The sequence below is a fragment of the Pseudomonas sp. TUM25319 genome (genome assembly GCF_056388475.1).
Genome location: NZ_CM150751.1, coordinates 4,296,021 through 4,318,620, shown reverse-complemented (window position 1 = coordinate 4,318,620; position 22,600 = coordinate 4,296,021). Strand labels below are relative to the sequence as shown.

Annotated in this window: 19 protein-coding genes; 8 read left to right on the top strand and 11 right to left on the bottom strand. The window is 64.8% G+C overall.

The genetic code is table 11. The features are described 5' to 3' along the window. Positions 1–40 precede the first annotated feature (40 nt). From AC05QJ_RS19765 to AC05QJ_RS19735, 7 genes are all read right to left on the bottom strand, one after another. Positions 41–616, bottom strand: coding sequence for a TetR/AcrR family transcriptional regulator (locus tag AC05QJ_RS19765; RefSeq protein ID WP_476742975.1), 576 nt, complete (start codon positions 614–616; stop codon positions 41–43). Between the two features lie 66 nt (positions 617–682). After that, positions 683–1,387, bottom strand: coding sequence for an SDR family NAD(P)-dependent oxidoreductase (locus tag AC05QJ_RS19760; protein WP_476742974.1), 705 nt, complete (start codon positions 1,385–1,387; stop codon positions 683–685). A gap of 2 nt (positions 1,388–1,389) precedes the next feature. Further along, the gene (locus AC05QJ_RS19755) at positions 1,390–1,989 is read right to left on the bottom strand and encodes a DsbA family protein (protein ID WP_476742973.1); all 600 of its coding nucleotides are present in this window, start codon (positions 1,987–1,989) and stop codon (positions 1,390–1,392) included. Positions 1,990–2,959: 970 nt separating this feature from the next. After that, positions 2,960–5,107, bottom strand: a complete 2,148-nt coding sequence (locus AC05QJ_RS19750; protein ID WP_476742972.1) for a TonB-dependent receptor — start codon at positions 5,105–5,107, stop codon at positions 2,960–2,962. A 269-nt stretch (positions 5,108–5,376) separates the two neighbouring features. Continuing rightward, the gene (locus tag AC05QJ_RS19745; RefSeq protein WP_476742971.1) at positions 5,377–6,177 is read right to left on the bottom strand and encodes a class II aldolase/adducin family protein; all 801 of its coding nucleotides are present in this window, start codon (positions 6,175–6,177) and stop codon (positions 5,377–5,379) included. Between the two features lie 60 nt (positions 6,178–6,237). Beyond that, positions 6,238–7,182, bottom strand: a complete 945-nt coding sequence (locus AC05QJ_RS19740; protein ID WP_476742970.1) for a D-isomer specific 2-hydroxyacid dehydrogenase family protein — start codon at positions 7,180–7,182, stop codon at positions 6,238–6,240. Further along, positions 7,179–8,375, bottom strand: a complete 1,197-nt coding sequence (locus AC05QJ_RS19735) for an acyl-CoA dehydrogenase family protein (RefSeq protein ID WP_476742969.1) — start codon at positions 8,373–8,375, stop codon at positions 7,179–7,181. Before AC05QJ_RS19735 ends, AC05QJ_RS19740 begins: the two co-directional genes overlap by 4 nt. Before the next feature lie 284 nt (positions 8,376–8,659). Here AC05QJ_RS19735 and AC05QJ_RS19730 point away from each other — a divergent pair, with 284 nt between their 5' ends. The 3 genes from AC05QJ_RS19730 to AC05QJ_RS19720 all read left to right on the top strand — a co-directional run bounded on the left by AC05QJ_RS19730 (position 8,660) and on the right by AC05QJ_RS19720 (position 11,715). Beyond that, positions 8,660–9,625 carry an ABC transporter substrate-binding protein gene (locus AC05QJ_RS19730; RefSeq protein ID WP_476742968.1) on the top strand — a complete coding sequence of 322 codons (966 nt, stop codon included), beginning with the start codon at positions 8,660–8,662 and terminating at the stop codon, positions 9,623–9,625. Between the two features lie 14 nt (positions 9,626–9,639). Further along, the gene (locus AC05QJ_RS19725) at positions 9,640–10,599 is read left to right on the top strand and encodes an aliphatic sulfonate ABC transporter substrate-binding protein (RefSeq protein WP_476742967.1); all 960 of its coding nucleotides are present in this window, start codon (positions 9,640–9,642) and stop codon (positions 10,597–10,599) included. 75 nt (positions 10,600–10,674) lie between these two features. After that, entirely contained in the window at positions 10,675–11,715 is a 1,041-nt protein-coding gene (locus AC05QJ_RS19720) for an NADP(H)-dependent aldo-keto reductase (protein WP_476742966.1), read from the top strand. A gap of 736 nt (positions 11,716–12,451) precedes the next feature. Here the strand turns inward: AC05QJ_RS19720 and gloA are convergent. Beyond that, the gene (gloA, locus tag AC05QJ_RS19715; RefSeq protein WP_476742965.1) at positions 12,452–12,973 is read right to left on the bottom strand and encodes a lactoylglutathione lyase; all 522 of its coding nucleotides are present in this window, start codon (positions 12,971–12,973) and stop codon (positions 12,452–12,454) included. 192 nt (positions 12,974–13,165) lie between these two features. Beyond that, entirely contained in the window at positions 13,166–13,525 is a 360-nt protein-coding gene (locus AC05QJ_RS19710; protein WP_476742964.1) for a histone-like nucleoid-structuring protein, MvaT/MvaU family, read from the bottom strand. A gap of 340 nt (positions 13,526–13,865) precedes the next feature. Here AC05QJ_RS19710 and AC05QJ_RS19705 point away from each other — a divergent pair, with 340 nt between their 5' ends. Both AC05QJ_RS19705 and cobF read left to right on the top strand, forming a co-directional pair. After that, the gene (locus AC05QJ_RS19705; RefSeq protein ID WP_476742963.1) at positions 13,866–15,155 is read left to right on the top strand and encodes an OprD family porin; all 1,290 of its coding nucleotides are present in this window, start codon (positions 13,866–13,868) and stop codon (positions 15,153–15,155) included. A 39-nt stretch (positions 15,156–15,194) separates the two neighbouring features. Next, on the top strand, positions 15,195–15,932 hold the full coding sequence (gene cobF, locus AC05QJ_RS19700) for a precorrin-6A synthase (deacetylating) (RefSeq protein WP_476742962.1): 738 nt from the start codon (positions 15,195–15,197) through the stop codon (positions 15,930–15,932). A 13-nt stretch (positions 15,933–15,945) separates the two neighbouring features. Here the strand turns inward: cobF and AC05QJ_RS19695 are convergent, their stop codons facing one another. Together AC05QJ_RS19695 and AC05QJ_RS19690 are read right to left on the bottom strand one after the other, a co-directional pair. Continuing rightward, entirely contained in the window at positions 15,946–17,202 is a 1,257-nt protein-coding gene (locus tag AC05QJ_RS19695) for a glycosyltransferase (protein WP_476742961.1), read from the bottom strand. A gap of 151 nt (positions 17,203–17,353) precedes the next feature. Next, complete coding sequence (locus tag AC05QJ_RS19690; RefSeq protein ID WP_476742960.1) at positions 17,354–18,061, bottom strand: DUF899 domain-containing protein; 708 nt, start codon at positions 18,059–18,061, stop codon at positions 17,354–17,356. A 342-nt stretch (positions 18,062–18,403) separates the two neighbouring features. On the opposite strand from AC05QJ_RS19690, the gene AC05QJ_RS19685 reads away from it, so the two are divergent. From AC05QJ_RS19685 to AC05QJ_RS19675, 3 genes are read left to right on the top strand one after another with little or no spacing between them, the layout of a single operon-like run. Then, the gene (locus tag AC05QJ_RS19685; protein ID WP_476742959.1) at positions 18,404–19,165 is read left to right on the top strand and encodes an efflux RND transporter periplasmic adaptor subunit; all 762 of its coding nucleotides are present in this window, start codon (positions 18,404–18,406) and stop codon (positions 19,163–19,165) included. Next, positions 19,162–20,481 carry an efflux RND transporter periplasmic adaptor subunit gene (locus AC05QJ_RS19680; RefSeq protein WP_476742958.1) on the top strand — a complete coding sequence of 440 codons (1,320 nt, stop codon included), beginning with the start codon at positions 19,162–19,164 and terminating at the stop codon, positions 20,479–20,481. Before AC05QJ_RS19685 ends, AC05QJ_RS19680 begins: the two co-directional genes overlap by 4 nt. Next, entirely contained in the window at positions 20,478–22,577 is a 2,100-nt protein-coding gene (locus AC05QJ_RS19675; RefSeq protein WP_476742957.1) for an efflux RND transporter periplasmic adaptor subunit, read from the top strand. The genes AC05QJ_RS19680 and AC05QJ_RS19675 overlap by 4 nt, the downstream gene beginning before the upstream one ends. The last annotated feature ends 23 nt before the right edge of the window (positions 22,578–22,600 follow it).

Sequence of the window (22,600 nt, the reverse complement as noted above, 5' to 3'; positions counted from 1 at the left end):
TCTGAGAGAGTGTAGAGGGGCTGGTGGATTGTGCCGGGGGTCAGTCTTGCGGGGTGTCGCCGGGGAAGGTCTCCAGCAGGAAGGCCTGCACGGTGTCGAGTATTTCCAGTGCCAGGTCCTCGTCGGCACTGGCCCGGGCCAGGCCGAGGGCGCCGACCATGGCGCTGAAGGCGACAATGGCCTCCTTGCGCCGCTCGCCGTCGCGATCGCCCAGCAGCGCGGCAATCCCCTTGAAATTGCCCTGCAGCTTGCGGGTGTACAGGGTCCGCGCCTCGCCCTGCACGCGGCCGATATCGCTGACCAGCGCGCCCACGGCGCAGCCGGTGCCGACGCTGTCGCGGTGGGCCGGGCTGAGGTACTCGCCCACCAGCGTCTGGAAGTCGGCGCGGTGGGTGCGCTCGGGCGTTTCGGAGCGCTTGAATGCGGTGTCCAGGGCCTCGGCCACCAGTTGCTCGCGAGACTCGAAATGCTTGTAGAAGCCGCCGTGGGTCAGGCCGGCTTCCTTCATCAGGTTGGCGATGCTCAGGCCGTCGAGGCCCAGCTCGCAGAACCGCTCCGACGCGATGTTGACGATGCGGTCGTGGGTGTTCTGCTTGCTGGCTTGGGAATGGCCCATGGTCGTTGTCCTGTGTGGGGAGGTGCGGGGGCGGATGATAGCACCCGCCCCGGTTCCCGGTTCAGCTCACCAGGTTTCGCCGAAGGGGCGGATTTCAGCGAGGAACGACCAGGCGCTGCGCGGTTGCTGGATCAGATGGCCAACCTCGTCGGCGATATCCGCTGGCTGGATGAAGAAGTCGTCCGGTTTGGTCGGGTGCAGCTTGCGTGTCCATTCGACGTCGATCACCGCATCGATCACCAGGTACGCCACATGCACGCCCTTGGGCCCCAGCTCGCGGGCGATGGATTCGCTGAGAATGCGCTGGGCCGCCTTGGTCGGGGCGAACCCGGCGAAGTGGCTCTTGCCGCGCAGGGCCGAGGTGTTGCCGGTGACGATGATCGCGCCCTGGCCTTTTTCCACCATCGGCGGTGCCAGCCGGCGGGCCAGTTGCAGCAGGGCGCTCACGTTGGTCTGGAAGTTGTGCTCCAGCGCTTGCGGATCGATCTCGAGGAAGTTGCCGAAGGTGGCGCCGACGGCGTTGTGCACCAGCACATCGGTGTGGCCGAGTCGTTGCTGGATCAGGTCGAGGGTCTGCTCCAGTTGCGCGCTGTCGCTGACATCCACGGGGAAGGCGTGGACATCCGCCAGTTCACTGGCCAGTGCATCGAGGCGTTCGGCGTTGCGGGCCAGCATTGCCACCCGGTAGCCGTCGGCAACCAGGCGGCGGACGATGGACGCGCCGGTGCCGGGGCCGACACCGGTGACGATAGCGAGTTTTTTCGGGGTCATGATCAGGCTTCCTTCACGGGGTTGAGGGCGGCGCGGACGAAGTCGAGGCGGTCGTTGCCGAAGAACATCTCGTCATCGCAGAAGAAGGTCGGTACGCCAAACACGCCGCGGCGGGCGGCTTCGTCGTTGTTGGCGGCCAGTTGGTCGCGGATCGCCGGGCTGTCGGCGAGTTGCCAGAGGTCTGTATTCAGGCCCAGTTCGCTGACGAAATGGTCGCGGCCCTGGGGGCTGGCCAGATCGGCGTTGCCGGCCCAGACCGCCGCGAACAGGGCCGGGTGGAGGGTTTCGAATACGCCGGTCTGTTGCGCGGCGAGGGCGGCGCGCACCAGGAGCGCGCCATCGACCTGGCCTTCGCGCATCGCCTGGAAGAACGCCGAGTTCGGCGCGAACGGCACCTGATACAGCGCGGCCCAGCGGCCGGCGTCGATGCCGGAGTAGCGGGCCTTGGGCGGGCAGGCGGGTGAGGGCTGGTTATTGAACTGCTTCATTACGGCGATGATATCGACGGCGATGTAGTCGACCGGGTGGTTCAGGCCGGGCAGGCGGGTGTTGGCGAGGTAGGCGTAGGGGCTGCGGTAATCGAAGACAGACTGGAGATTCATGGATCTCTTTCCTGTGTCGGTGGGGTGGGGGAATCTGGGCTGGATGTTAGTTGTCATCCTGAGTGGATGTCAAATGGCATCCTGATTGGGTTCGGTTGCGTTTGAGTGGGTTGGGGTTTTGGATTTTTTTCTGGTTCTGGTTCTGGTTCTGGTTCTGGTTCTGGTTCTGGTTTCGCGTGAATATCCATTATTTTCGGCGACGTTGCCGGCCCGTTCCGCCCTTACGGCGGCTTACTTTTGTCTTGGCAAAAGTAAGCAAAACCGCTGGCTCCCACATCCGGCCCTACGCTTCGCTCCGGGTCCCCTCGCTCCGGTGTCCTCCAGGGGCCGCGCGGCCACGATTTGCTGCGCAAATCTAAGACTCGCGCTCTTCGGCTACGCCGAAGGGGGCTGCGCCCCAGCCCCTTCCGAACACCTCCACTCGGCCTCCTGAAGTCGCAAGTTACGGGCGGCGCTCTTACGGACGGATCTTCGAAATTCGGGTCTGATTTTGACAGGCGACCCAAAGAGCCAGAGCTTTTGCTCTGGCTTTTGCTCTTCATGCGCGTCAGTTCAGGCGCCGCCAATTGCGACTTCAGCCGGCCGAGTGGAGGTGCCTGCAGGGGCCGGGTGCGTAAGCACCCTTCGGCGTAAGCCGAAGACGCGAGATGTAGATTTGCGGAGCAAATCGTAGGCCGCGCTGGCCCCGAAAGGTGCCGGAGGGAGGGGACCCGAAGCGAAGCGTAGGGCCGGATGTTGGGAGCGGGCGGTTTTGCTTACTTTTGACAAGACAAAAGTAAGCCGCCGTAAGGGCGGAACGGGCCGGCAACGTCGCCGAAAATAACGGATATTCACGCAAAAGTGGCGCCTAAGGCCCTTGTGCCATGTGAATTGGGCCGCTGCCGGAGTGGCCAGTTCTTGGCGCAACAGCGCAGCACCAAACCGGCGAGAAGACGCCCGCCGGGAATTGATTGGCCTGGCGCCTGAACCGTTACAGGTCGTACCGCACACTCAAGGTAACAGTCCGCGGATCGTTCACCGAGTAGTACGCGGTACTGCTCGCCGCCGAGTAGGCAATGCTCTGCGGATAAGCCCGGTTGAGAATGTTCTTGACCCCGAGCGTAGTGGTCCAGTGCCCGTCGCCGCTGCTGTAGCTGGTGTTGGCGTTCCAGAAGCTCTGCTGCGGCACCTCGTAGATATCACCGTTGACCGCGTTGGCATACGACTTGGTCTGGAACTGCCAATCGGTGCCGGCCACCAGCGCCCCCGGCAGGTTCACCGGCACGGTCCAGTTCAGGCCCAGCGCCAGGTTCCAGCGCGGCGCGAACACCATCCAGTTGCCGTCGGCATCCACGCCAGGGCCGGCGGCGTTCTTGAAGTCGTCGTACTGGGCCTTGAGGTAACCGAGGTTGACGGTGGCGGTAAGGTCGCGGCCGAGCAGGGCGGTGTTTTCCAGCTCCACCCCGTAGCTGTGGGCGCTGCCGACGTTGGTCCGCAGGTTGGCGCTGATGGCCGGGTCCCAGGCGTTGGTCTGCAGGTCCTTGTAGTCGTTGTAGAACACCGCGATGTTGCTGCGCAGACGACCGTCCAGGTAGTCACCCTTGAGTCCGGTCTCGTAGGTGATGACGTTCTCCGGGTCGAAGCCCTGCAACGCGGCGAGGCGGGTCGGTGCGCGGTTGTCGAAGCCGCCGGCCTTGAAGCCCTTGGCGACGTAGCCGTACTGGGTAAGTTGGTCACTCCAGGCGTACTCCAGACCCAGTTTGGGGCTGAAGGACGCCCAGCTTTCGCTGGTCTCGGCTTCGAAGTTGAGGCCGGTGATGTCCCGCGCCGTGGTGATGCGATAGTTCTTGTAGTCGAAGTTCTTGTGCTCGGCGGTGTAGCGCAGGCCGGCGGTCAGCGACAGGCGCGGGGTCAGTTTGTAGGTGCCCTGGCCGTAGAGCGCGTAGCTCTCGGTGTCGGTGGTGCTGTACTGGCCGCTGGCGTTGACCCGGTCGGCGGCGACCGAGTAGGTGAGGCTGTCGCGTTCGGCACGGAAGCGCTCCTTGTACAGGAAGGCGCCGAGGGTAAAGTTGAGCCGCTCGTATTCGCCGTTGAGCTGGAATTCCTGGGTGGCGTAGCGCTGCTTGTAGTGGATCAGGTTGTTCTGCACCGGTGCGGCGTTGCCGCTGTTGGCTTCGCCGGAGTTGTCATAGTCCACCGGCTGGTCGAAAGCGGACCAGGCGGTGACCGATTTGAAGCTCAACTGGTCGTCGAAGCGGTAGATCGAGCGCAGCACCGCACTGCCCTGGTCGAGGCGGTTCTTCGGGTCGAGGCTGCTGTAGGTCTTGAACTTGTCGAAGTGGCCGTTGGCCGGGTCGAACGGGGTGTAGCTGGTGGTGTCGCCGCGGTCGAAGGTGCCGGCCAGGGTCAGTTGCGTGTCCCAGGGCGAATCCACCGGCGCCAGGCGCAGCTTGCCGCGGTAGGACTGGATATCGATGTCGTTCACGTCCTTGTGCCGGGTACGGTTGTACACGGTGCCGTCGCGGCTCAGGCGCAGGGCCGAGAAGCTGCCGAACAGGGTGTCGTCCACCAGCGGCCCACTCACCAGCAGGCGGCCGTTGCGAGCGTCGTAGTTGCCGGCGCCGAGTTCGACGAAGGCGCGGGTCTTCTGGTCCGGATCGCGGGTTATGACGCGGATCGCCCCGGCCGCGCTGTTGCGGCCGTACAGGGTGCCTTGCGGGCCGCGCAACACTTCGACGCGCTCGACATCGTTGAAGTCGAGCATCGAGGAAATTGCCCGCGGGATGTACAGGTCATCGGCGTACACCGCCACGGCGGCTTCCTGGATCGGGTCGGTTTCGCCGATGCCGCGGATGCCGTAGGTCTGCGCACTGTAAGAGATCGACTGGCGGTTGAGGGTCAGGTTCGGCACGCGCCCGGAGAGGTCGCGGATGTTGTTGATCTGCTGGTCGCGCAGGGTGGTTTCATCGAAGGCGCTGATCGCTACCGGGGTTTTCTGCAGGTTCTCCTGGCGGTGCTCGGCGGTCACGGTGACGCTGGGCAAGCGTTCTTCCTTGATGGCTTCGGTGGCGGCGAGAGTGGTCAGGGGCAGGGACAGCAGCAGTGGCGGCAAGGTGTGGCGCAAGGCGGGTCTGGGCATGGAGCGGGCTTCCTGTCGGGTGTCGGGGTTCCTCCCTGAGTGGGGTCGGGCAGTGGGTGTTGTTGGTGTTGAGGGTCTCAGCGCAGGCATGGATAGTGCGCAGGCAAGCAAAAGTCCCGGTGGGAGCGGCTTCAGCCGCGATTGGCTGCGTAGCGGCCATGAAGCCTGTACTCCCGGTTTTCCAGAAAAATCGCGGATTCAGGTTCTACGACGGCTGCGCCGCCGATCGCGGCTGAGCCGCTCCCACGACGATTGCAAACGATCGGTTCTCAATGCTTGTAGTCATCGCCCTCGCGATCCAGCTGGCGGATCAGCGCATCCCAATGGCGCTGGATGCCCGGGCTGTTGCCATCGAGGAAGGCGGCGGTCTGCTGCTTCACTTTTTCGATCGACGCGTCCGGGGCGAACAGCAGGTCGGCATTGCCGCCGGCCTGCGCGGCGATCTGGATGTTGCAGGCGCGCTCCAGGCCGTGCAGTTCGCGGAAGGCGTGCTCGACGCTGACGCCGCCAGTGAGCAGGCCGTGGTTGCGCAGGATCAGGATGTTGCTGTCGCCCAGGTGGGCGATCAGGCGCTGTTGCTCGTCCAGGTCCAGGGCCACGCCTTCGTAGGTGTGGTACGCCACCCGGCTGTAATAGGCCAGGGCGTGCTGCGAGAGCGGCAGCAGGCCGTCGCGCTGGGCCGACACCGCCGCACCGTCGCGGGTGTGGGTGTGCAGCACGGCCTTGAGGTCCGGGCGCGCGCGGTGGATGGCGCTGTGGATCACGTAGCCGGCCTGGTTGATGCCCAGTCCCAGCGGGTCGTCGATGATCGTGCCATCGACATCCACCTTGACCAGGTTCGAGGCGGTGATTTCATCGAACAGCAGGCCAAAGGCATTGATCAGGAAATGCTCGTCCGGCCCCGGTACCCGCGCCGAGAAGTGGGTGTAGATATGGTCGGTCCAGCGGAACAGCGCAGCCAGGCGATAGGCGGCGGCGAGCTTGACCCGCACCTCCCATTCCTCGGCGCTCACCCGCTGGCGCACGCTGTCGAGATCGGAGGAAACGGACAGAACGGAAACGGCAGTCATTGCAGGGCTCCCCACGCGCCGGGCGGCGCGTTCAAGTTCGGTAATCAGGGTCGGTAGGGTTCAGTAGCCGCGCTGGTGGTCCACCAGATTGCGCAGCGGTTGTTCCTGGCGATAGCGCAGGAAGTTCTCGATGAAATCCTCGGCGAAGCCGCGGATGCCTTCGGTGGAAATGGCGCAGGTGTGTGGCGAGATGAACACCCGGGGGTCGCTGTACAGCGGGTGGCCGGCCGGCAGTGGCTCGGGTTCGGTGACGTCGAGGGTGGCGCGGCCGATCCAGCCGGCCTCCAGGGCCTCGAGCAGGGCCTGCTGGTCGAGCAGGCCGCCACGGGCGATATTCACCAGATGCAGGCCGGGTTTGGCGCTGGCCAGCACGTCGCGGTCGATCAGGTTGCGGGTCTGGGCGGTGAGCGGCGCGGCCAGCACCAGATGATCGGACTGGCCGAACAGTTGCTGCAGATCAGTCACGGCCTCCACCGGCACGCTGGCCTCCAGCGGCTGCCCCGGACGGCCGAGGGCGATGACCCGCAGCCCCAGGGCATGGGCCTTGGCCGCCAGGGCGCGGCCGATGCTGCCCAGGCCGAGGATGCCGAGGGTCTTGCCACGCACCGGTTGCAGCGGGCTGAAGCTCCAGTCGTCATCCTTGACCCAGATGTTCGGCAGTTGCTTGGCCGCCGAGAAGATCGCCGCCAGGGCGAACTCGGCCACCTGCTCGGCATTGCTGCCCTTGCCGCTGGTCACCGGCGGGCCCTGGAACAGCCAGTCGGGATAGAAATCGATGCCCGACGACACCAGCTGCACCCAGCGCAGCGACCACGGCCAGCCTGCCGGCGGCTGATCGACGCGGCGGCCGCGGACGTTGACCGGACGCACGATCAGCACATCGGCGCGCTCGGCATTGAACTGGTCGGGGGAAAGGTCCAGCACCCGGTGGCCTGGCAGCAACTGGCGCAGCAGTTCGTTGGCCCGGGGATCGAGCTGGCTGGCGATCACGCTGATTTCGCTCATGGTGCGGACTCCTCGTTGAGTGCCGTGCGGCCGGTGCCGTGGAATACCACGTCGTCCTGCGGGGTATGGATACGGCTGCACAACACGTCGCGGTAATGCCGCTCCAGCGGGTTGTGCCGCGACAGGCCGGGGTTGCCGGTGGCCTGGATCGCCAGTTCCACCGCCTGGATGGCGTTTTGGGTCACCAGTTGCTTGAGCTGCCCGGCGTTCTTCGGCTCCACCAGGCCGATGGCGGCGGAGTCGAGCAGGTTGCGGTTGGCGAACAGCAAAGTGTCGATGCGCCCGACGATCTCCTGGAAGCGCGGCAGGCTCGCCAGCGGCTGGCCGAGGTTGGACGGTACGCGCTCGCGCAGGAAGCCCAGCAGCCAGTCGCGGGCGGCCTGGGCCACCGCGTCGTAGATACTCGACAGCAGCACCGCCATCCACACGATGCCTTCGCCGTCCAGTTCGGGACGCGGCGTGCTGGCCGGACTGACCGCCACCGCGTGGTCCAGGGGCAGCAGGACGTTGTCGAATTCGACCCGGTGGCTGCAGGTGGCGCGCATGCCGAGGTGGTCCCACTCATCGACGATACGGATGCCGGGGCTGTCCTTGTGCACGAGGAAGCCGCCCACCAGCGGATCGGCGTCATCGCTGCGGGCCCACACCAGGTACCACTCCAGGCCGTGGCTGCCGGTGGAATAGAGCTTGGTGCCGGACAGCCGCCAGCCTTCGGCGGTGCGCCGGGCGAGGGTAGCGGGCAGGCCGCCCCGGGCAGGCGTGCCGAGTTCGGGTTCGACGCGGAACGCGTTGATCAGCGCGCCGTTTTCCACCGCCTCGCGGGCCAGCCGCTCGCGCAGGTGCACCGGCCAGCGCTGATCGTCCTGCAGGCGGAAGTGCTGCAGGTACTGCATCACCAGGATCAGCGCGGTGGAGGGTTCGCCCTTGGCCACGGCGGCGATCACCTTGCGCGCTGTCGGCAGGTCGGCACCGCCGCCGCCCAAGGCTTTCGGCACGGTCAGGCCGAGCAGGCCGTGGCGTTGCAGCAGGGCGAAGTTGGCGGCCGGGAAGGCGCCACTGCGGTCGTGTTCGGCGGCGCTGGCGGCCAGTTCGCGGGTGAGGGTGGAAAGGACGACCGGGTCCAGGCCGGACGGGGCACTGGCCGAAGGCGTCGGTCGGTGCAGCGGGACAGCAGTGGCGGAAGACTGGCTCATCAGGCACTCATCGCATAAGACGCAGGGAGCGCTCGCAGGAGCGCCATGGGCCCGCCCTGGACAGCGGATCCATGCCGGCGGGGCTTATGACCGTATGCTTGGCAAAGTGCTATGTAAAATTCTTTATGGTTCTAAGCTAATCACGAGAATGAAAAATTGTTCGCATATTAGGTTATGACCAAAATGCATTTCACTGATTATCGACTGCCCGGTACAGTCCACTGGCATTCGCGACGAACGGCGGATGGAACCCAGAACCTGACAACAGCTTGAGGAGTGTCGCGATGATCCCCTTTACCCGAATCCTGGCCCTGGGCGCGGCCCTGCTGCTGGCCGGCCACAGCTACGCCGCGGAGCGCCTCGAACTGCGCATCGGCGACCAGAAGGGCAACATGCGCGCCCAACTGGAAGCCGCCGACGCTTTGCGCGACCTGCCCTATGACATCCGCTGGGCCGAATTTCCTGCTGCGGCGCCCTTGGCCGAAGCGCTGAACGCTGGTGCCATCGATGCCGGCATCATTGGTGACGCGCCACTGCTCTTTGCGCTGGCGTCCGGGGCGCAGGTCAAGGCGATCGCTGTCGACAAGTCCGACGCCTACGGCACCGCGGTGCTGGTTGAACCGAAGTCGGCACTGAACAGCGCGGCCGATCTCAAGGGCAAGCGCATCGCCACCGGTCGCGGCTCCATCGGCCACTACGTGGCGTTAAAGGCCCTGGCTAGCGCCGGCCTCAGCGAGAAGGACGTGGAGTTCCGCTTCCTCGGCCCGGTGGACGCCAAGGTCGCCCTGGCCAATGGCTCGGTGGACGCCTGGGCGACCTGGGAACCCTATACCGCGCTGGCCGAGCTCAGTGGGCAAGGCCGGGTGCTGGTCAACGGTCGCGGGCTGTCCAGTGGCAACAGCTTCCTGGCCGCCACCGACAAGGCCCTGGCCGACCCGGCCCGCCGTGAGGCCCTGCAGGACTATCTGACGCGTCTGGCCAAGGCGCAGGACTGGGCCAACCGCAACCTCGACAGCTACTCGAAAACCCTGGCCCAGATCATCGGCTTCCCGGTGGAGGCGGCCCGTCTGCAATTCGAGCGTCGGCAACTGCGCTGGCAGACGGTGGACGCGCAGACCATCGGCGAGCAGCAGGACACCGCTGACTTCTACCAGGCCCATGGCCTGATTGCCGAGCGTCTGGAGGTCAAGCCCACCTTTGCGAGCGGCTTCGTTCTGCCGGCCGCTGACGCCCTGACCCAAACCCCCTGAACCGGAGCTTCCCCATGATTCCTTTCAAGCGTCTGTACCGGCTGGCCGCCGCCGTAGTGCTGGGCGCCAGCCTCGCCGGCACGGCCAGCGCCGCCGAGACCCTGCGCATCGGCTACCAGAAATCCTCGACCCTGCTGACCCTGCTCAAGGCCCAGGGCAATCTGGAGAAAGAGCTCAAGGCCCAGGGCATCGACGTCACCTGGCATGAATTCGCCAGCGGCCTGCCGTTGCTGGAAGCGCTGAACCTCGGCAACGTCGACGTCTCGGCGGACGTGGCCGACACCGTGCCGGTATTCGCCCAGGCTGCCGGTGCCAAACTGACCTACTTTGCCCGCGAGACCCCGTCGCCGCTGGCCCAGGCGATCCTGGTGCCGGCCGATTCGCCGCTGAAAAGCCTGGCCGACCTCAAGGGCAAGAAAATCGCCGTGACCAAGGCCGCTGGCAGCCATTACCTGCTGATCCAGGCGCTGACCAAGGCCGGGTTGAACTTCAGTGACATCCAGCCGGCCTACCTGATTCCGGCCGATGGCCGTGCCGCCTTCGAAAACCGCAAGGTGGACGCCTGGGTGACCTGGGACCCGTTCGTTGCCAGTGCCCAGCGCCAGCAACATGCCAGGGTACTCAGCGATGGCGAGGGCCTGTCCAACTACCAGCGCTACTACCTGGCCTCCAGCGATTACGCCAGGGCACATCCGCAGGTGCTGAACACGCTGTTCAAGGCACTGAGCGGGGCGGGCAAGTGGATCAAGGCCAACCCGACCGACGCGGCCAGGGTGCTCGGACCGCTCTGGGGCAACCTCGATGTAGCGACGGTCGAGCAAGCCAATGGCCGACGCAGTTATGATGTGCAACCGGTACAGGCCGACAACCTGGCCGAACAGCAGCAGATCGCCGACGTGTTCTTCGCCCAGGGCCTGCTGCCGCGCAAGATCGACGCCAGCGCCGTGGAGCTGTTCAAGCCTGCCGTGCGTTGAAGCCGTAACCGGGTACGGGCCGTCGGCGCCTTTCAGGGGCTGGCGGCCGCGCCGTTTTCAACCAAGGAGTGATTCATGGAAAAGCGTCAACTGGGCAACAGCGGAATCGAAGTCAGCGCCATCGCCCTCGGCACCATGACCTGGGGCGAGCAGAACAGCGAGGCCGAAGCCTTCGAACAGATCCGCGTGGCCCGTGAGGCCGGTGTCAATTTCATCGACACCGCCGAGATGTACCCGGTGCCGCCGATCGCCAGGACCTACGGCGAGACCGAGCGGATCATCGGCAATTACTTCGCCCGCTTCGGCGGTCGCGCCGACTGGGTGCTGGCGAGCAAGGTTGCCGGTCCGCACCGTATCGAACACATCCGCAACGGCAGTACCCGGCTCAATCGCGCCAACATCACCGCGGCGCTGGATGCGAGCCTGGAACGGCTGAAGACCGATTACCTGGACCTGTACCAGTTGCACTGGCCGGACCGCCAGACCAACTTCTTCGGCCAGCTTGGCTATGTCCACGATGCCGCCGACAACGATGCCGTGGCCATCGAGGACACGCTGGAAGTGCTGGCGGACCTGGTGGCCTCGGGCAAGGTGCGGCAGGTTGGCCTGTCCAACGAGACCCCGTGGGGCGTGCATCGCTTCCTGCACCTGGCCGAGACTCGCGGCTGGCCGCGGGTGGTGTCGATCCAGAACCCCTACAGCCTGCTCAATCGCAGCTACGAGGTGGGGCTGGCGGAGATCTCCATTCGTGAGAAGGTTGGATTGCTGGCGTATTCGCCGCTGGCCTTCGGTGTGTTGTCGGGCAAGTACCTGAATGGCGAGCGGCCGGCGAATTCGCGGCTGGCGTTGTTCGATCGCTTCCAGCGCTATAACAATCCGGAAGTGGAGCGGGCCACTGAGGCCTATGTGGCGCTGGCGCGGGAGCATGGGGTGGATCCTGCGCAACTGGCGCTGGCGTATGTCACCAGCCGGCCGTTCGTGACCAGCAATATCATTGGGGCTACCAATCTGGATCAGTTGGCGAGCAACCTGGCCAGTGTTGAGCTGAAGCTGACGGATGAGTTGCTGGCGGGGATCGAGGCGATTCATGTGCGGCAGCCGAATCCGGCGCCCTGATTCGCTGTTGGGTGGGGGCGGTTGTTTGGTGCTTGATTTGTGGGCATATCCGTTATTTTCGGCGACGTTGCCGGCTCGTTCCGCCCTTACGGCGGCTTACTTTTGTCTTGTCAAAAGTAAGCAAAACCGCCCGCTCCCAACATCCGGCCCTACGCTTCGCTTCGGGTCCCCTCCTTCCGGCACCTTTCGGGGCCAGCGCGGCCTACGATTTGCTTCGCAAATCTACATCTCGCGTCTTCGGCTATCGCCGAAGGGTGCTTACGCACCCGGCCCCTACAGGCACCTCCACTCGGCCGGCTGAAGTCGCAATTGGCGGCGTCTGAACTGACGCGCATGAAGAGCAAAAGCCAGAGCAAAAGCTCCGGCTCTTTGGATCGCCTGTCAAAATCAGATCCGAATTTCGAAGATCCGTCCGCAAGAACGCCGCCCGTAACCTGCGACTTCAGGAGGCCGAGTGGAGGTGTTCGGAAGGGGCTGGGGCGCAGCCCCCTTCGGCGTAGCCGAAGAGCGCGAGTCGTAGACTTGGCGAAGCAAGTCGTAGGCCGCGCGGCCCCTGGAGGACACCGGAGCGAGGGAACCCGGAGCGAAGCGTAGGGCCGTATGTGGGAGCCAGCGGTTTTGCTTACTTTTGACAAGACAAAAGTAAGCCGCCGTAAGGGCGGAACGGGCCGATAACGTCGCCAAAAATGCTGGATAATCACTCAAAACCAGCACAGACTCCCACCCTCAGCGAAAATCAGAACTCGGTCGGCTGAATAATCTCGACCCAGTAATCATCCGGATCCTTGACGAACGCCAGATGCTTCATACGCCCATCGCTCAAACGCTTCTGGAACGTCACACCAAGCGCCTCGAACCGCTCGCACGCCGCACGAATATCCGGCACGGAAATGCAGATATGGCCAAACCCGCGAGGATCGGTATTGCCATTGTGATAGGCAAACGCCGGATCGTTCTCGGTGCCGTGGTTGTGGGTCAGTTCGAGAATCCCGGGGATCGATTTCATCCACTCGGTACGCTTGGCCGCATCGGCCGGGATCTGCGCCTTGTCCACCAGGGCCAGGAAGTACAGGCTGAACTCGGCTTCGGGGAAGTCGCGCTTCTCCACCAGGCTGAAGCCCAGCACGCGGGTGTAGAAGTCCAGGGACTTGGCGACATCCTTGACCCGAAGCATGGTGTGGTTGAACACGAAGTGGCGGGTGGCGGCATCGGGTTGCGCGGTGACGCCGGGAAGGTTATCGAGATCTTGCAGGCTCATGGGCACTCCGCTGTAGGAAAAATCAGAAGGCCATGATACGGAACTGAAACCATTGCGCAAACAATTGCGCCCCGTGACTCGCGTCACGGAGCGTCGGAATTAGAAGCCCGCCGAAGCGGGCGCATGGGGCGCTAATCCTTTAGCAGTCTTCATCCTGATCCACCCCTTGTGAAAAATCTGTGAAGCGGGAGATCAGGTGCGCAACCAGTTGTCGACTTCTCCGGCACCGTATTGCTGCTTCCAGGCTTTCAGCCCGCGATGGTTGCCGCCCTTGGTTTCGATGAGTTCGCCGGTATGCGGGTTTTCATAGACTTTCACCACCCGCGCCCGCCGTTTTTTCGACGGTTGTGCCAACGGGCGGGTGGCCGCGGCAGGGTCGAGAATCGCAATGATGTCACGCAGTCCTTTGTCATAGCTCTTCATCAGCGCAACGAGTTTTTGCTCGAACTCGATTTCACGTTTGAGTCCGGCGTCCTGTTTAAGCGCCTCCAGTTGAGCGAGCTGTTCCTGTAGGGCTTTTTCCGCGGCTCGAAACTCTGCAAGTCTGGACACGATAATCACTCCTTTATGGTGTTGCGCACTGCGATAGAGGCAATTAACACAACGATCACGGGGGCTGTAACAACAGCATACTAAACAGTGTAGCCAATCGCCCGTGGACTTACAGTTAACTTTTATTGTTGTAGCACGTTGAACTTTCAAACTTGCCGATGTTCCGCGTGCAACACACTCGGCAACGGCTTGCCGGCGACGCCTTCGACCATGGTCCAATGGGCCGGGCCAGAGCGCTTGCCGATAATCCGCGGCCGCCGTGCGCAGTTGCCCGGTGCAGAAGGCCCCATCATTCGGAACGGGGCCGGTTGCTGGCCTTTAATTCGGATTGCCGTGGCTCATGCTTTGTTTTGTTTCCTGCTCTTCCGGGCGCCATCTGTGCGGTCTGGCGGGTTTGCTCGTCAGTGTATCGGCCCAGGCCGGTGGTTTTCTGGAAGACAGCAGTGCGCGTGTCGAGGCGCGCAATGTTTACTTCAATCGCGACTTTCGTGACGGCCACAGCAGTTCCGCGCAGGGCGCGTCGAAACGCGAAGAATGGGCGCAGGGTTTTATTCTGAACATTCAATCCGGCTATACCGAAGGCCCGCTGGGCGTTGGTGTCGATGCGCTGGGCATGTATGGATTCAAACTCGATTCAAGTCCGGCTGACAGCAACAGTGGGTTGTTGCCGTCCCGCGGACATGACCCGCGGCGCTCGGTGGATCAATACGCCAAGCTCGGTCTGACCGGCAAAGTTCGTTATTCGAAGACCGTGCTGAAATACGGCGCGATGCTGCCGGACATGCCGTTGCTCAAATACAACGACGGTCGCCTGTTGCCGACAATGTTCCACGGTGCCGCGTTGACCAGTGAAGAGTCGAGCGATCTGCGCCTGAGCCTGATGCGCCTCGACCAATACACCGCCCGCGATTCCACCGATGCCCAGGACATCCGCGTGCACTGCAAGAACAAGCGCTATGCCTGCGATACCACCGCCGATCACTTCGACCTGGCCGGGCTGGACTATCGCATCAACGACCGTGTCAGCGCCCAGTATCAGGTCGCCAGGCTGGAAAACATCTATCGTCAGCACTTCCTCGGCCTTGCGGCCAGCCAGCCGCTGGCGCTGGGCGCGCTGTCGGCAGACCTGCGCCTGATCAAGAGCGATGACGTCGGGCGCGCCCGTGCCGGCGACATCGACCACCGTGCCTTCAGCGGCATGTTCGGCTACAGCCTCGGCGGCCACAAGTTCAGCGCGGGCTGGCAGCGCATGTACGGCGACAGCGCCATGCCGTACCTGGATGGCAGCAACCCGTACCTGGTGAACTACGCCCAGGTCAACGACTTCGCGGCGGCGCAGGAGCGTTCCTGGCAATTGCGTTACGACTACGATTTCAAGGCCCTGGGCATTCCAGGCCTGACGTTCTTCACCCGCTATATCAACGGCGACCACGTTGCCGTGCTCGGCAGCATGGCCGAGGGCAAGGAGTGGGAGCGCGACAGCGAGCTGAAATACCAGGTGCAGAGTGGCACCTTCAAGGATGTCAGTGTGCGCCTGCGCAACGCTACCTACCGCAGCAACTACGAGAAATATGCCCGCGACATGGATGAGACACGGGTGATTGTCAGCTACAACTTCTCCATCTGGTAACGCCGGTGCGAGCGGTCCGGTGCCTTTCGGGAGTTCGACATGAAGCACCTGCTATTGATCGGCATCGGCCCGGGCAACCCGCGGCAGATCACCCTGGAAGCCATCGATGCGATGAACCGGGCCGACGTGTTCTTCGTGCTCGACAAGCACCAGAGCAACGACGACATGCTGCAACTGCGCAAGCAGATGCTCGCCGACCTGGTGACCCGTCCGTTCCGGCTGGTGCAGGTGGATGATCCGCGCCGCGATGCCGAGGCCGGCGACTACCTCGGCGCGGTCCGGGACTGGCACCAGCAGCGTGCCGCGCTCTATGCCCGGTTGCTGGCGGACGAGTTGGGTGAAGGGGAGTGCGGGGCCTTCCTGCTGTGGGGTGAGCCCGGGCTGTACGACAGCACCTTGCGCATCCTCGAGCAGGTGCAGGGGCAGGAGTTCTGTCTGGAGGTGATTCCCGGGATCAGCAGCGTCCAGGCGCTGGCGGCCCGTCATCGCGTGCCCCTCAACCGGATCGGCGAGCCCATCCAGATCCTGCCCGGACGCCGCCTGGCCGAGGTGGCGCGGATCGACAACCTGCTGGTGATGCTCGATGGCAAGTGTGCGTTCGCCGAGCTGGACGACCCCGAACTGGATATCTACTGGGGTGCCTACCTCGGCAGTCCGGACGAAATCCTGATCAGCGGGCCGCTGGCGGCGGTCAAGGCCAGCATCCTTGCCGCCCGCGAAGAGGCGAGGGCGCGCAAGGGCTGGATCATGGACACCTATCTGTTGCGCCGTCGCTGAAGGGAGCCGCGTTTCAGTCCGTTTGCGGATGCTTGCGCTGAAGGCGGCGCAGCATCGTTCCGGTGAAGTTGTACAGGCGCTGTGCCGGCAACTCCTCCAGGGTCTGTTCGATCCGTTGCGCCAGCGCGGCGCTGTGCCGACGTCCGTCGTAGCGGGCACCCAGCAACTGGCGCGCGTCGCGTTGGGCCTGATTCCAGCGGGCCTCGTCGCTGTACAGCAGGGCGGCGGCCTGGGCCAGGCCTTCGGCGGTCTCGGACACCAGGCCCGGCCATGGCAATGCGCCTTGCAAGGCTTGCGCGCCGATCGGTGTGGTCGCGCAGGGTGTGCCCGCCTGCAGGGCGTCGAGCAGTGTGCCGTTGATGCCTGCGCCCACGCGCAGCGGCGCCAGGTACACCCGAGCCTCGTCCAGTCTCTGCTGCGGCCCGTCGGTGTTTTCGAGGATCAGGAAGCCGTCTTCCGGGGCGTGCAGGGTGGCGGCCTTGGGCGAGCTGCCGAGGCTATGGATATGCAATTGCGCCTCGGGCAGGCGGCGGCGGATCATTGGCCAGAGGTTGTGTTTCAACCACAGGACCGCGTCCCAGTCGGCCGCATCCCGCACATTGGCGAGGCTGACGAAGTGTTCGCGTTCGGCAAACGGCGGCGGCGTTTCGCCCCTCGGGTGCAGCATCGGCGGACACCAGTGCAGCAGATCCGGCGGCACGGCGAAGCCGTTGACCAGCAAGTCGATCTCCACATCGGACACCACCAGGCTCAGGTCGCTGCGGTAGATCGCGGCCAACTCGCGCTGGGCCAGGTCGGCGGGGGCCATCTGCCGGTACAGGTCGGGACCGGAGGTGGCGAACAGTTCGCGAAAGTCGTTCGGGTCCAGGCCGAAGGTCAGGCGTTGGCGCAGCATTACCTGGCGGGCGTCGCGCAGGCTCTGCAGTTCGGCGACGTCCAGCACCCGCAGGGCATCCGGGCAATGCTGTTCCACGCGCCAGCCGAACTGCTCTTCCAGGGTGAAATGGTCGAACAGCACCACGTCCGGAGCCTGTTCGCTGACAAACTCGTCGAAGCGGCTGCCGTCGGGTTCGATGCGGTGCTCGGTGATGCCCCGCGCAGCCAGGCCAGCTGTGTTTTCGCTGCGTGCTGCCGGGCTGCTGAAGGTCACGCGCCAGCCGCTTGCGAGGACGCTGTCGAGGATCTGCATCTGGCGGTTGCCGGCTGAAGGCGCGGACGGTTCGGGCCAGGCGTGGCTGATGACCAGCACATGAAGGGAAGGGTGAGGCATGGGGCGAGCCTTGGGAAAAGCGCGTATTAAAGCAGATTCGTTCGGGCTCATGGCTGGCATGAGGTCTCATCGCCGGCAACGCCGGCTCCCACGGGATGGACTGCGGTGCACGCGATCCCTGTGGGAGCCGGCATTGCCGGCGATTGGGGGGTCAATGGCAGCAGTGCGCTTTGTGGTCGCCCTCGTACCGATCGTGGTGCCGCACCCAGTCCATGGTGCCGTCCTCGTTGCGCCCCAGCGGCATCAGGTCGAGGAAGTTGTAGGTGCCGACGAGAATGTCCAGCCCCCGGGCATAGCTGGAGTAGGTGTGGAAGATCTCGCCCTCGTCATCCTTGTAGAACACGCTCAGCCCCGGCAGCTCGGTTTCGTCGCCCTCATAGGGCGCGTAGTTGTATTCCCCCGACGGGGTTACGCCAAAGTCCTCGTTGAAGCGGGTGCCATGGGACGACACCCAGTCGAATTTCCAGCCCATGCGCCGGCGAAACGCCTGGAATTCGCCGAACGGCGCCCGTGACACCGCCACCAGCGAGACGTCGTGATGAGCCAGGTGCAGGTTTGCGCCGTCGAAGTGGTCGGCAAGGAACGAGCAACCTGGACAGCCTTCGTCCCAACCGTCGGCGAACATGAAGTGGTAGATCAGCAACTGGCTGCGCCCGGCGAACAGTGCCTCCAGGCTCAGCGTGCCGGTATCGCCCTCGAATCGGTAGGGCTCGGTCACCCGTACCCACGGCAGGGCGCGGCGGGCGGCGCTGAGTTCGTCGCGCTGGTGGGTGAAGGCCTTTTCGTGGAGCAGTAGCTGGCGGCGGGCGGCGAGCCATTCACTGCGGTTCACGGTCCGGTGCTTGGAGGGGTTGTCCATGGCGGTCACTCCGGGGGGTGGGCTTGTCCTGCTGGTCGATTGGAGGGGGCAGGCTTTCGACAGCCCTGTCGGACAATCTTCATCGAACCGACGAGCGGCCGGCTTCCGCCTCAGGAAAAACCTTGATAGCATCCGGCCACTTGATTGAGAGTCCATTTTTGTGACGACGTTCTCATTTTCCTTCCGGCGCCCGGCCGAGGCTCCGCTTCTCCTTTAAGTCCCGTGCAACCAAGCCCCGTGCAACGGCCACGACAGGCACTGACCAACGGCTTCTCAGGTTCTTTCCAGAGCCGCCGATACCCAAACTGAAACAAATCAAAACCTTTACAGGGATGTACCGAGATGAAGCAGGTAGCGTGGTGGGCGGTGTTCGCTCTGATCAGCGGTGTGGCCCAGGCGGCGAGCGACAGCGATCCACTGCTCGAGGGCAGCAGTGCCACCGCCAGCGAGGTCCGCGGTGTGCTACGCGCCCGCTCCCAGGCGGTGCTGGCCAGCGAACTGCCCGGTCGCGTTACCGAGATCCCGTTCGCCGAAGGCCAGTCGTTCAGCAAGGGCGATGTGCTGGTGCGCTTCGATTGCAGCGCGTATCAGGCCCAGGCCAATGCCTCCGGCGCTGCGGTACGCGCCGCCCGTGAAGAACTGCGCAACAAGCAGCAACTGGCGGCGCTCAATTCTGTCGGTCGTTTCGAAGTGGCGCTGGCCGAGGCGCGTCAGGCCCAGGCCCAGGCCGAGTCGCAGGTCTATCAGGTGCAGGTCCAGCGCTGCCAGGTGAAGGCGCCGTTCGATGGCCAGGTGGTCGCGCGTCGGGTCCAGGCCCACGAAAGCGTCGCCAGCGGCGCGCCGCTGCTGGAAATCGTCGACAACCGCTCCCTGGAAATCCATCTGCTGGTGCCATCGCGCTGGCTGGGCAAGCTCAAGCCCGAACAGACCTTCAGTTTCGTACCCGATGAAACCGGCCAGCCGATCAACGCGGTGGTCAAGCGCCTTGGCGCGCGCATCGACGAAGGCAGCCAGACGCTGCTGCTGATCGGCAGCCTGCCGGCGAGCACTCCGGGCCTGCTGGCCGGCATGAGCGGCACGGCGCACTTCGCGGAGCCGCAATGAACGCTCCCGTCCCCGGTGCGCTCGAGCAACTGCTCGCCCACTATCTGAAGCTGGAGCGTCAGGCCCGTGCTGCGGCATCGGTGGAGGTGCTGTCGTTCAGCATGGTCAATGACAGCCAGCCGTTGTTCGGTTTTCGTCACGCGGCATTGCTGATCACCGGCAAGGTGCGTGCCCTGACCGGCATCAGCGTGGTCGAGCCGAATGCACCTTTCGTGGTGTTCATCGAGCGGGTTGCCGCCCGGCTGGCGGCAAGCGACCGTTTCGCGCTGCCCGGTGCGGTGCCACCGGAAGACCTGGATCAGGCCAGCCGCGATGACTGGCAGGCCCTGTCGGCGCCCCATGCGTTCTGGCTGCCACTGAAGAACCGTGAAGGCGAAGTCTTCGGCGGCCTGTGGCTGGCCCGCGACAATCCCTGGAGCGAAGCCGAGCAGGCGCTGCTGGCGCAACTGGGCGACTGCTACAGCCACGCCTGGCGGGCGCTGCACCCCGGCAAACCTTGGCGTCTGCGCTGGCCGGCGCGGACCCGCTGGGCCATCGCCGGTGCGTTGCTGCTGATGCTGCTGGTGCCGGTGCGCCAATCGGTGCTGGCACCTGCGGAAGTCGTTCCGCGCAACGGCCAGGTGGTGGCCGCGCCGCTGGACGGCGTGGTGGCGGAATTCCTGGTCAAACCCAACCAGTCGGTGAAAGCCGGCGACGTGCTGGTGCGCTTTGACGCCACCAGCCTCAAGGCTCAGGCCGATGTCGCCGAGCGCACCCTTGGCGTGGCCGAGGCCGAGCTCAAGGCCAATACCCAGCGTGCCTTCTCCGACGCCGATTCCAGCGCCCGGATCGATTTGCTGGCAGCGAGGGTGGAGCAGAAGCGTACCGAACGTGATTACGCCCGCGACCTGCTGGCCCGCAGCGAAGTGCGCGCCGAGCGCGATGGCATTGCGGTGTTCGCCGATGCCCAGCGTTTCGTCGGCAAGCCGATGCGGACCGGTGAGCGCCTGATGGAAATCGCCGATCCGGCCCAGGCCGAGTTGCGCATCGAGTTGCCGGTGGCCGACGCCATCGGCCTGGAGCAGGGCGCTGAAGTGGCGCTGTTCCTCGACAGCGATCCGCTGAACCGCCACAGCGCCATCCTGGAGCGTGCGGCCTACCAGGCGCAGAGCACGCCGGCCGGGCAACTGGCGTACCGGCTCGATGCGAATTTCGAGAATGCGCCGCCGCGTATTGGCCTGCGCGGTACCGCCAAGGTCTTCGGTGACCGCGCACCGCTGGCCCTGTACCTGCTGCGCCGGCCGCTGGCCGCCTTGCGTCAGGCGGTGGGCCTGTGATGTTGCCGGCGCTGCGTCCCGACCTGCAGCTCTCGCCGGGTGCGCCGGGGCTGGACGGTTCGCCGCAATGGACCCTCGCCGATCCGCTGCGCGGGCGTTATTTCAAACTCGGCGCGCCGGCCATGCGCCTGCTGCGGCACTGGGCCCTGGGCGACCCGTCGCGGGTGCTCAAGGCCGCCAACGCCGAGCCCGGTGCGCCCATCGCACCGCAAGCGGTAGAGGAACTGCTGCGCTTTCTGCGCGGGCATGACCTGATCAGCGCCGGCGATGCCGAACAGCGTGCCGGCTACGAAGCCAAGGCCGCCAGTCAGCGTCAGGGCTTGTGGACCCAGGTGCTGCACAAGTACCTGTTCTTCCGCATTCCGCTGTGGCGCCCGGACGCTTTTCTCAATCGCACCTGGCCGTGGCTGGAACGTCACGGCCGCAATCTGCTGCGCTTCGGTTTGCCGACTGTGTTGCTGCTCGGCCTGTTCCTGGTGATGCGCGACTGGGAGCGGTTCCTGGCCACCTTCCCGCACCTGCTCAGTCTGGGCGGCATGGCCGCCTTCGCCATCGCCCTCGGTTTCGCCAAGCTGTGCCACGAGTTTGGCCACGCCTATATGGCCAAGCGTGCCGGCTGCCGGGTGCCGAGCATGGGGGTGGCGTTCATGGTGCTGCTGCCGATGCTCTACACCGACGTCAGCGATGCCTGGCGCGTGCAGGACCGCCGCACCCGCCTGCTGATCGGTGCCGGCGGTGTGCTGGCCGAGCTGCTGCTGGCCTGTATCGCCTTGCTCGCCTGGTCGCTGTTGCCGGACGGGGCAGGGCGTACCGCGGCGTTCATGCTGGCCAGTGCCACCTGGATCACCACCCTGGCGATCAACGTCAATCCGCTGATGCGCTTCGATGGCTATTTCCTGCTCAGCGACCTGTGGGGTGTCGACAACCTTCAGGGCCGTGGTTTCGCCCTGTGCCGCTGGCACCTGCGCGAGTTGCTGTTCGGCTATGGCGAGCCGGCGCCCGAGCGCTGGTCGCCGGCCTTGCGCAAGCGTCTGCTGTGCTGGGGCTACGCCTCGTGGATCTGGCGTGCGGTGCTGTTCTTCGGTATCGCCCTGGCGGTGTATCACCTGTTCTTCAAAGTGCTCGGCATCTTCCTGATGATGGTCGAGCTGGTGTGGTTCATCGGCCTGCCGATCTGGCGTGAATGGCAGCACTGGTGGAAGCACCGGGACAAGGCCCAGCCGCGCAAGGTGCTGGTCCTCGGTAGCGGCCTGTTGGTGTTGCTGGTGATGCTGATCGTGCCGTGGCGCAGCGGTGTTGAAGTGCCGGCGATGCTGGAGGCCGAGCGGGTCAGCGCGCTGCATGCCCCGGCGGCGGCGCGGATTCGCGAAGTGCTGGTCAAGGACGGGCAAACGGTGGAGGAGAACCAGGTACTGGTGACGCTCGAGTCGCCAGACCTGGAGTCGCGCATGAGCATCACCCGCCGCGAGATCGAGATCACCCAGTTGCAACTGCGTCGTCAGTCGAGCCGCAGCGCCACGGCGGCGGACAGCGGCATTCTCGAGCAGCGGCTGGCCGAGTCGGTCGCCGAGTACCGGGGGTTGGCCGCCCAGCGTGAACGATTGAGCCTGCGCGCTCCGCATGCAGGCGTGGTGCGTGATCTGGCCACGAACCTTGCGCCGGGTCGCTGGATCAGCGTCGACCTGCCCGTGGCCCAGGTTGCCGGCGGCGGGTTGCGCCTGCGCGGTTACCTCGCCGAAGCCGATCTGTGGCGGGTGGCGCCGGGCACCACCGGGCATTTCGTGGCCGATGACGTGTTGCGCGATTCTTTGCAGGTCCGCCTTAAAGATGTGGACGCCAATGGCGTCTCTTATATCGATCAGGAAGCCCTGGTGTCCGATCAGCGCGGACCGATTGCCGTGCGGCGCGACGAAGAGAAGCGGGCGCAGCCACTGGAAGCGCAATACGGCGTGCGTTTCGAGCTCGAAAATGGTGCGCCAGAACAGGTTTCGCACCCGCAGAGAGGCCTTGTGGTATTGGATGGACAGGCCATGTCGCTATTAGGATCCGCCTGGCGACGACTGGCTGCTCTGGGGGTAAGAGAAAGTGGATTTTAGTAGTGCGATTGTAAGACAGTTGG